This window comes from Bacteroidota bacterium (genome assembly GCA_016706865.1).
In the GTDB taxonomy this organism is placed as follows: Bacteria; Bacteroidota; Bacteroidia; order Chitinophagales; family BACL12; genus UBA7236.
This window is the reverse complement of the sequence record JADJIS010000003.1, coordinates 204,690-215,105: the sequence shown is the minus strand read 5'-3', so window position 1 is coordinate 215,105 and position 10,416 is coordinate 204,690. Positions and strand designations below refer to the sequence as shown.

Here is a 10,416-nt window from a genome sequence, read left to right as displayed (position 1 = left end):
TAATTCCGAAAATTCAACATTCAAAACATTCCTCACAACCCACTTTGAGCAGAATGTGCAAAATAATGTGCGAAATGACTTAACCAGTTATTGAATGAATGGGAAATTTACCTGCGATCCTGGAAAAACTGTCCTCCTAAAGTTGTAAAAACCAGGGTCAACTAAATTAATTTATACCTTTTTCCAGGCAGAGAAACCACTATTCCCTGAAATTCTAAATTCAATAAATTACCCGCAATGGTGCTTGGGGAGAGTGCAACGCTATTGGTCAACTCATCAATCCCTATCTCCTTTTTTTCCTGTAATAGATCATAAATCAATCTTTCTTCCTCCGTAAACTCGATAAACAAGGTGCGCTGTTGTTTTGGTATAATCTCATTTTTTGTCCAGCGCATTAAGGATAAAATATCGGCCGCATTTTCCACCAATGCCGCTCTGTTCGTTTTAATAAGATTATTGCAACCCTTAGAGAATTTACTGTTGATATTTCCGGGAAATGCCATCACATCCTTATTATAAGAATCGGCAAGTGTGGCGGTAATTACTGCACCACCGTTTTCTGCAGTTTCTACCACTATAAGAGCGTCAATCATTCCTGCCACTATCCGGTTTCTTTTGGGGAAATTCTGCCGGTCAGGATTTGTATTACTCATAAATTCAGTGAGTAAACCGCCATTTTGAATCATTTTTGTGGCCATTTCTCTATGTGTGTAGGGATAAATTCTATCGAGGCCATGTGCAAGCACGCCTACTGTTGGAATATTATTTTTAACACAGGCTTTATGCGCCGCAATATCAATTCCATAGGCTAACCCACTTACAACCAGAATATTTTCAGCCTGAATATCCGTTATCAGATTATCACAAATATTTTTCCCATAATCGGTGGAATTTCTTGTTCCAACGATTCCAATTATTTTTTCCGCATTAAGATCTGCATTTCCGGCATAATAAAGCACTATGGGAGAATCAACACAGTTTTTAAGGCGTTTTGGGAAATTATCATCCAAAAAAGTGAGACATTGTACGTTTTTCTTTTCCAAAAACAACATTTCCTCATCTACTCTGGCAAAAACATCGTGACTAACAATAGCATTTGCTGCCGCTTCCCCAATTCCCGGTATCCGAAGTAACTGGGAAGCTTTCATATTGAATATTTTTTCTACACTGCCACAATAACTTAAAAGTGACTTGGCATTAACGGGCCCAATACCCGGAATTAATGTTAAAGCGATAAAGTAATACATCTTGTTTGTTAAGGGTTTCTATATTTGTATCCATATTTTTCACAAATCAAATAAGAACATGCGTCATCTGCAAAACATTTTTTTGACAATTTTATTCGTGTTAATCTTCAATTCGGGCTATAGTCAGATATTACCTGATGTTTTCAATCGCCCGGGTTATTCTTACCGCAGTGCAGAAAATCCATATTATTGGAAAAATAAAAAGCCATTCGAAGGATATTGGCAGCAAGACGTGCATTATGTGATAAAAGCAGAGATCGATGAAAAAACAGATATTATTGATGGGATGGTGACGTTGACCTATTATAACAATTCACCTGATGCATTACCTTTTGTTTATTTTCATCTTTATCAGGAAGCATTTCAACCGAATTCATATGTTGATGAATTAAACAAGGCAAATGATATTAAAAGCACTTTTGGCAAATATGAAGCGCAAGGTCAGGGTACGGAAATAGAGAAGATCGCAATAATTAAGTGGGATGGAGTTGCTGTTAAAAAAGAAACAACAGTTATACAAGATTTTTCCGTAATTAAAGTAGAACTTCCTGAACCACTTAAACCGGGAGCAAATATTACCTTTCAAATTCCATTTAAAACTTATTTTGATGCGGGGAGTTTGCGCAGAAGAATGAAAAAATTTAATTCCGGAGATTTTACACATTATGATGGTGTTCACTGGTATCCGAGAATTTGTGTTTATGATAGAAAAGCAGGATGGGATACAGATCAACATTTAGGTAAAGAATTTTATGGCGATTTTGGAAGTTATGAAGTGGAATTAACTTTTGCGAGTAATTATATTGTGGAAGCAACGGGATATTTAGAAAATGAAGCCGAAGTAATGCCAAAATCACTTAGAGAAAAACTGGATATTAAAAATTTTACATCCAAACCCTGGGAAGAAAAAGCATCTGTAATTATTCCCTATACAGAAGGAGATAAAAAGATCTGGAAATATTATGCAATAAATGTGCATGATTTTGCATTCACTGCAGATCCAAATTACAGGATTGGAGAAACACTTGCGTTATTTAATGGAAAAGCAGTGCGATGTATTGCTTTAGTTCAGGAAGGTCATGCTGCCTATTGGCAGAATGCCGCAAATTATACCAAAGAAATAATAGAAACATTCAGCACCGATTTCAGCGATTATATATGGCCGAAAATAGTTGTTGCCGATGCAAGGGATGGAATGGAATATCCTATGTTAACCTTAGATGGTGGATATGATCCCAGTTATCGCGATCTGTTGATGCATGAAGTTGCACATCAATGGTATTTTGGAATGGTAGGAAATAATGAAACCTATCGCGCTTCTTTGGATGAGGGATTTGCACAATTTTTAACTGCATGGGGTTGCATTAAAATTGATGGAGAATTGAGGGTTCAATATCCTGAACGGGATAAATACGTAGCGAAATACCGAAATCCCGAGGAAATGATGATGAGTGAAGTTTATTATGCCTATCTTGAAGATGCTGCGCGCAGTAAAGACATGCCTCTGAACACACATTCAGATATGTTTAATTCAGCACTTGGTCATGGTGGGGGATACAGACATGTTTATTATAAAACGGCAGTTATGCTCTATAATCTCCAATATGTGTTGGGGGATGATCTCTTTTTATCAGCGATGAAAAATTATACGGAAGAATGGAAATTATGTCACCCTTATTTTGAAGATTTCCGGAATTCTATTATTGGATATACACATGTGGACCTGAATTGGTTTTTTGATCAATGGTTGGAAACCACAAAAAATATTGATTACGGAATTAAAAATGTACATAAAAAATCGAATGCAAATCTTGACGGGCAAACTTTATTAAATTATGATATCACCTTTGAGCGCAAGGGACAAATGCAAATGCCACTCGATTTTATTGTAATTCTCGAAAATGGTGATACCTTAAATTATTATATTCCAAATAACTGGTACAATAAAAATGAAGTTAAAAATATTTCAAATCCTAAAGGCAGAATTGACAGAACCTATTTCGAAAACGTGATCAGTTTGCCCAAATGGTATGGTTGGGATAAATTAAATGAGGAGTATGTTGCACACATTACAACAACACAAAAAATTAAGGATGTAATTATTGACCCAACAAATAGATTAGCAGATATTAACAAACTGGATAATAGTTGGAAATGTCCTGTTACACTTACATTTGATTCACAAATTTCCAATTATAAAGATTGGAAAAATTATACCATGAAATGGCGGCCGGAGATCTGGGGAAATTCCTACGACGGATTAAAGGCCGGAATCTATTTTAATGGAGATTATTTCGGATATAAACACAAACTCGAATTCACTGCATGGTACAACACCGGAATAGCTCAAGGATTATTATACGATCCTGAGTTTACCGAATTAAATTCCGAAGGAAACGAAATTATTGATAAAAAAGATGATTACGATCTTTTTAATTTCGACCTGAATTACAAAACTTCTACCGACAGATTTCTTCCAAACAGCAATTTTATATTTGATACAAAATATCTTGATGGGGTATTCGAACTAAAAACCGGATTTGAAAAGAAATTAGGCGACGGATTAAGGAATACTTTGTCAGTTTATGTGAAGGATCTTTATTTTAATAAACCGGAATATTTATATAACAGCGATCTTATTGGAAGGGAAAAAAACAATTCGATAAATATTGATTACGATCATAATTACAGATATTTCAAAGGCTCAGGAAAATTAATTTTTAATTTCCGCAGTAACGACCTTTTCAGCGACTATGATTTTTCGCGCATAAATATGGAAGCGATCAATTTTACGAAACTCGGAAAATTTGATCTGCGCACGCGTTATTTTATTCAGTTTGGCAGTGGATCCAATATTCCGTTTGAATCTTCTTTAATGCTTGCAGGAGCAAACAGCGAAGAATTATTAGATGATAAATACACGCGTTCAAGAGGATTTTTTCCTGATGAATGGGTGAATTTTTCGGAAACAACCGGACATTTTCATGCAGGTGGAGGATTAAATTTAAGAGGCTATGCCGGTTATCTCGCTGCAGAAACCGACGAAAATGGGGAGTTATATCTTGCCTACACAGGAGTGAGCGGCACATCAGTAAACATGGAATTGCAATTCAATCGATTATTTAAATTTAAACTGATAAAATTCATCAAAATGGAACCTTACCTTTTTGCAGATGCTGGAATACTTTCCATTGATGAAGAATTTAAATCACTTTCCTCCTTGCGCGCTGATGCAGGAATTGGTTCTGCCTTCACATGGAATTGGTTCGGAAAATTAGAAACCATAAAACCAATAACACTCCGAATTGATCTGCCTTTATTTTTAAATCATCCGTCATTTGATGAGCCGGATTATTTTAAGTTGAGATATGTGGTTGGGGTTAGTAGAGCGTTCTGACATGTAGTAGATCTCCTACGTCGATCACTACATGTTTCAGTTCTGAGTTCTGGGTTCTGAGTTCTGAGTTCTGAGTTCTGGGTTCTGGGTTCTGAGTTCTGGGTTCTGAGTTCTGAGTTCTGGGTTCTGAGTTCTGGGTTCTGAGTTAACTAAGGTTTACATGTTTAGCAAAAGTTTCAGGGCTGCGATCCGATTATTATTTTTTATTTTTTGATTGTTATTTTTTATTTATAGGAGTTTACATGTTTAGCAAAAGTTTCAGGGCTACGATCCGATTAATGTCTTTGGCCCCCTACCCCATAGGGGAGTAAGTATATAGTTACATTGAAAAGTTAATTCGGAGGCAAATCCTTGGGGTTGTCTCACCGATTATTGTTCTTTATTCTTTGTTCTATATTCGATATTATTTTTTACAGTTTACATGGATAACAAAAGTTAGCAGGATTTACAAAAGTTTACATGGTTAAATAAAACCAAAGTCCTTTGTCTATTTTCCAATGTCCTATATCAAGTCCTATGTCCTATATCCTGTGTCCTAAATCTAATCCAAGGGTAAGTACAACAAATACTTCTCCACAAACCATTGCTCTTTAAACCATTCGGTAATGGGAAATTTGTAGAGGAATTCTTTGAAAGGAGCAATTTCAAGATCGAGAAATCCGCCTTTTAGCATAATTAATCCATTAGGAAAATCATTAAATGATCCGCCTCTTTTTATAATATTAATTGTCCAGTCGTATAATATCATCATATCTGCAACAGCACGAGTAACTACAAAGTCGTATTTTTCTTTTACATCTTCCACCCGTATTTGTTCCACAGTAACATTTCTTAAACCGAGATCACGTGCAATGGATTCTGCAACCTGTGCTTTTTTTGCAATAGAATCGATCAGATGAAATTGCACTTCAGGAAAAAGAATTGCGAGTGGAATTCCCGGAAATCCACCACCTGTTCCAAGGTCAAGTACTTTGGTTCCAGGTAAAAAATCGATGAATTTGGCAATGGATAAGGAATGTAAAACATGATGTTCATAAATATTATCAATGTCTTGCCTGCTCACCACATTTATCTTTTCGTTCCAGAATTGATATTGCGGTTTTATTTGCCGCATTTGGGCGAGTTGCTTCTTGTCGAGGCTGGGGAAATATTTCAGAATTATGTCCACGGGAAACAATTTTAAGGATAATTTATTTGAATTGCAAAATAACGGGTGTTGAATAATATTTATTTCATACTGACGGTCGCCAAAAAATGAATATCTTTCCACAAAATTACTTGTATGGCTATTCGAATGGTACCTGACGATAATCAACCCCAACAGCAGCGCAAATTACCGGGAGGTGGCGGCGGTGGTGGAAGAGGAGGTGGAGGAAATATAATCACCATGTTACTGCCTTTACTACTGGGAATGTTTCGCAAGAACCCAAAACTGGGATGCGGAGTTTTAATATTGGGTGCCGTGGTAATTTATTTTATGCGTGGTAGCCTTTTAAATATTGGCGGAGATGGTGGCGGAGGAAGTATAACTGATCTTTTTAATACCGGCGCAAATTTCGACCCTCAAAAATATGATGCCACCGAAATTTTTGAACCACCACTTACAGATAATGCCAAAAATCCACTGCCGGAAAGTATATCCCTTTTAAAATATGCCCCTGAACGCAAAAATCAGGGTTCACAAGGGAGTTGCGTAGGCTGGGGTTCTGCTTATGCTGCACGCACAATTTTGGAAGCACAACGCACAGGTAAAGATCCGGATCAGATCGCATTTAGCCCTGCTTATTTGTATAATCAGATAGGGTTGGAAAATTGTCAGGGCGCATACATTAATAATGCAATGGATGTAATGAAAAATGAGGGCTTGATCTCATTACGGGAATTTCCATACACCGATCAGGATTGTGAAAGAAAACCAACATCCTCACAAAAACAGGAAGCTTCACAATATAAAATGACAGGATTTAATCGTCTTACCGAAGGCGATGCCAAAGGGGTTGGTCAGGAAAAAATTGACCTTGTTGCCATTAAACAAAATCTGGCTCAGGGTGCACCAGTGGTGATCGGAATGATGGTAGGAGGAACTTTCATGCAGCCCATGATGGGAAAAGATATATGGAATCCAACGGATAACGATCTGAATATGAATGGTTTCGGAGGACATTGCATGTGTGTTATAGGATATGATGATTATAAAGAAGGTGGTGCGTTCCAGATCATGAACAGTTGGGGAAATGATTGGGGAAATCAGGGAGTTGCATGGATACCATATAATGTTTTCGAAAAATTTGTTGTGGAAGCATATGGTGTTTATCCAATGGGAAATGCATCAAAACCATTGAGCAATATATTATCAGTAGAATTCGGATTAATTGATAATGCGACGAAAAAAAATATTCCACTTACAACAAAATCAGCGGGTGTATTTAGCACAAGATCGGCAGTTAAAAAAGGCACGAAATTTAAAATACAAGTTACCAATTCACTCGAATGTTATACCTATATTTTTGCAACCGACGAAAATAATAATTGTGATATTCTTTTTCCATACACCGAAAAACATTCTCCTTATTGCGGCATAACCGGAACACGATTATTTCCAAAAGATTATAGTATGGAATTGGATCAATTAGGGAGTAAGGATTATATGGCAATTGTTGTTACAAAACAACCACTCGATTATAAAACTTTGAATGATAATGTAAATAAACAATCGGGTACTTACGAACAAAAATTGCGATCAGCATTAAGTGGGCAACTCATTAACAACGTAAAATTCATTCCCGGAGAAACCGTAAAATTTCAAACCGACGCCGGAACAAATGGTGCGGTCTTGATGGTGATTGAGGTGGATAAATATTAGTTCGTTCTGAGTTCGGGGTTCTGAGTTCTGAGTTCGGGGTTCTGAGTTCAGGGTTCTGAGTTCGGGGTTCTGAGTTCAGGGTTCGGGGTTCGGGGTTCTGAGCCTGCCTACCTCGACAGAAGGCAGGTTCAGGGTTTGCAAAAGTTTGAGTTTGCGATCCGATTTGTTTTACTTATATTTTGATTGGTGTTTAATATATAACGCTGTTCAAATGGTTAATAAAAGTACCGCCCCTAATTTTTATTCCTTCATTCCTCTACTCCTCCATTCCTCCACTCCTTCACTCCTTCATTCCTCCACTCCTCCACTCCTTCACTCCTTCATCGCAAACATCACCATCATATCCATATTCATCTTCATTCCTTCATTCCAGGCATTTTCAAATTCCTGGGGTATCATATTTTTTTGCAGAGTTGATTTTGCTTCTACAATAATTGCCTGAAGGTCGTCCCAAATCGGAAGGTGTGTCGTATTTCTCAAATGATCTACAGCTCCTAATAATGTAACAGCATGTATAAATTTAGATTCATTTATGGAAACCAAAGCCCAAATTTCCACCGACCAGGCCAAAGCTTCAAAAAAATGTAAACTTTGACTCAATAAAATACTTTCACGCAAATAATTTTTAGCATCTGAATTTTTTTCCATCACTTCAGCAAGTGCAAATCCACTCAAACAAATAATCACCGATATTTCGTTGTTATCCTTTTTAGCTAATTCGATACTTTCTTTATAATAATTTTTAGCTTCCTGTAATTTTCCACCAACATAAATAGAGTTCCTTCCGAGGCCACTTAATGCAAGGCTTATTCCGGTTGTGAGTCCGGCTTTTTTATATTTTTCCAAACTTATTAAAAGAGAAGTTTCCGCTTTTTCGTATTGTTTGATAATAGTTGAAACCACACCGGAAATTAACATTGCTGTTGCCACCAATTCATCGTCATCCTGAACTCTTATCTTTTGCAAATTTATTTCCAGAGATTCATTATACAAGGCAAAATCTCTTTGAAGAAATGCCATGATACCAACATTGGTAGCTAACATGCAAAACGTTTTCTCTTCAAATGTTAAACTTTCATTTTTATAAATATCCCACACCTTTTTCATCCAGGTATAACCCTCTTTTGTATGTGCATTAACCCACCAAAACAGCCACAGATTCCAGGATATCTCTGTTATTTTAAGCAGTTCCTTTTTCGACAATAAATAATCGAGAACCTGTCGGATATTTACATGCTCTTTTTCCATTAAAATTAATATTGCTGATTGATCAATTTCATTTTTTTGCAATTTGAGAGTATGTAACGATGTTTGATAATAATCAGCCTGCAATAATTTTATTTCATCAAGCCTGTTTTGTTCGCCAAGTTTTTCCAGTGCAAATTCACGAACACTTTCCATCATTTGAAATCGAACCTGCATATCAAAGTCTTGTTTGGAGATCAGGCTTTTATTGATAAGTGCATCTAATACAGATAAAACATCACCTGAAATACCCTCTCCCATTGCTTCCACTGTGTGCATTAAACATCCCGCATTGAATACACTGATACGCAACAATAATTCCTGTTCTTCCTTGGTAAGCAATTCAAAACTCCAATCTATTGCATTTCGCATAGTTTTCTGACGAACAGGAATATCTCTGAAATTACCCTTTAAAATATCCAGACGATGCTCAAGTTTCTCCAATAACATTTTTGGTGAGAACATATTCACCTGACCTGCAGCCAGTTCAATAGCCAGAGGCAGGCCTTCAAGTCGTTTACATATTTTATAGATCGTTTCTTTATTTTGTTCATTCATGTCAAATGATGGCTGAATGGCTTTAGCCCTTTTTAAAAATAATTGAATGGCCGGTGGTATAATTTGTTGTGAAAAATCATTCCCATCAAATTCGTCGCGTAAAGCCGGGCACAACCACAACATTTTCAAAGGAAAGTGATAATCTTTCCCTGCTGGTAACAATTATTTTTAACCCAGGTGCAGCGAATAATAGATCATCAATAATAGATGCTGCTTCAATTATTTGTTCGAAATTGTCAAGCACTAACAATAATTCTTTTTCCTGCAGAAATAATTTTAAACTCTCCAAAACATTAGCTCCGGAAAGTTTAATTCCGAGGTGATAACAAATAGTTTCCGCAACAAGCTCATGATCTTTAACCGGTGCCAGTGGTATAAATATAGCTCCATCATTAAAATGATTTTCTAAACGGCGGGCAGTCTCAATAGCTAAACGAGATTTTCCAATTCCCCCCGGCCCTGTAAGTGAAACTAGTCTTATGGAAGTGTCTAAAATCATTTCTGAAATATGTTTTAAACAAACTTCCCTTCCGATTATTTCATTTGGCGCAGATGGGATCGAATAATTTGACCTTGATCTTCCTAATTTGTTTTGCAGGGTCATATTAAATCTTTCTGTTAACAATACTGCAAGATCATTAATAATTAAATTGCCCAATTCTTCAGTAGTACTGAAATTTTTATAGGAAACTTTATCATCTTCCTGAATTCTTTTTAACAGTTGCGATAGTCTATCTTCACGAGTGCCATTACTTTTTTTAATATATATCAATTTAGGAAGATTTCCGGCGAGCTGATATTCATCCTCCAATCCGGAAATTGTTTCCTCCGGTGCAATCCATCCGTAGCGGTCCCAATAGATACCAATGAATATCTGACTTTGAGCAAGGTATTCCCGATATAACTCTCTTGGTGCATACGGTCTGGCACCAGTTTCAAACATCACGGGTATTAAATGAATATTCTGAATGGCGTTTTTTACCGCTAATCTTTCCTCCGCGAGTTCCTGTAAAGTGGAACTTACAAATACGCGTAATTTTTGATCAGGTGTAACAATATGATTTGCTGACATTTCCATAATTTTCGTTTGAGTGGTTGTTAAACTT

Annotated in this window: 6 protein-coding genes; 2 read left to right on the top strand and 4 right to left on the bottom strand. The window is 36.5% G+C overall.

What is annotated here, in order from left to right:
- Positions 1 to 161: 161 nt before the first annotated feature.
- Positions 162 to 1,247 carry a DNA-protecting protein DprA gene (dprA, locus tag IPI31_10500; protein ID MBK7568238.1) on the bottom strand — a complete coding sequence of 362 codons (1,086 nt, stop codon included), beginning with the start codon at positions 1,245 to 1,247 and terminating at the stop codon, positions 162 to 164.
- A gap of 58 nt (positions 1,248 to 1,305) precedes the next feature.
- Here dprA and IPI31_10495 point away from each other — a divergent pair, with 58 nt between their 5' ends.
- Positions 1,306 to 4,644, top strand: a complete 3,339-nt coding sequence (locus IPI31_10495; GenBank protein MBK7568237.1) for a M1 family metallopeptidase — start codon at positions 1,306 to 1,308, stop codon at positions 4,642 to 4,644.
- 541 nt (positions 4,645 to 5,185) lie between these two features.
- On the opposite strand, the gene rsmG is transcribed toward IPI31_10495, so the two are convergent.
- Complete coding sequence (rsmG, locus tag IPI31_10490) at positions 5,186 to 5,812, bottom strand: 16S rRNA (guanine(527)-N(7))-methyltransferase RsmG (protein ID MBK7568236.1); 627 nt, start codon at positions 5,810 to 5,812, stop codon at positions 5,186 to 5,188.
- Positions 5,813 to 5,926: 114 nt separating this feature from the next.
- Here rsmG and IPI31_10485 point away from each other — a divergent pair, with 114 nt between their 5' ends.
- On the top strand, positions 5,927 to 7,507 hold the full coding sequence (locus IPI31_10485) for a peptidase C1 (GenBank protein ID MBK7568235.1): 1,581 nt from the start codon (positions 5,927 to 5,929) through the stop codon (positions 7,505 to 7,507).
- A 312-nt stretch (positions 7,508 to 7,819) separates the two neighbouring features.
- Here IPI31_10485 and IPI31_10480 read toward each other — a convergent pair whose 3' ends face one another.
- Positions 7,820 to 9,472: a hypothetical protein gene (locus IPI31_10480; protein ID MBK7568234.1), complete on the bottom strand. Its 1,653-nt coding sequence runs from the start codon at positions 9,470 to 9,472 to the stop codon at positions 7,820 to 7,822.
- Positions 9,396 to 10,382 carry a DUF4062 domain-containing protein gene (locus tag IPI31_10475; GenBank protein ID MBK7568233.1) on the bottom strand — a complete coding sequence of 329 codons (987 nt, stop codon included), beginning with the start codon at positions 10,380 to 10,382 and terminating at the stop codon, positions 9,396 to 9,398. The genes IPI31_10480 and IPI31_10475 overlap by 77 nt, the downstream gene beginning before the upstream one ends.
- Between the last annotated feature and the right edge of the window lie 34 nt (positions 10,383 to 10,416).

What these genes read in the sequence shown, in the direction of transcription:
- dprA (MBK7568238.1), bottom strand. Translation starts at nt 1,247, where the DNA reads ATGTATTACTTTATCGCTTTAACATTAATTCCGGGTATTGGGCCCGTT.
- IPI31_10495 (MBK7568237.1), top strand. Translation starts at nt 1,306, where the DNA reads ATGCGTCATCTGCAAAACATTTTTTTGACAATTTTATTCGTGTTAATC.
- IPI31_10485 (MBK7568235.1), top strand. Translation starts at nt 5,927, where the DNA reads ATGGCTATTCGAATGGTACCTGACGATAATCAACCCCAACAGCAGCGC.
- IPI31_10475 (MBK7568233.1), bottom strand. Translation starts at nt 10,382, where the DNA reads ATGTCAGCAAATCATATTGTTACACCTGATCAAAAATTACGCGTATTT.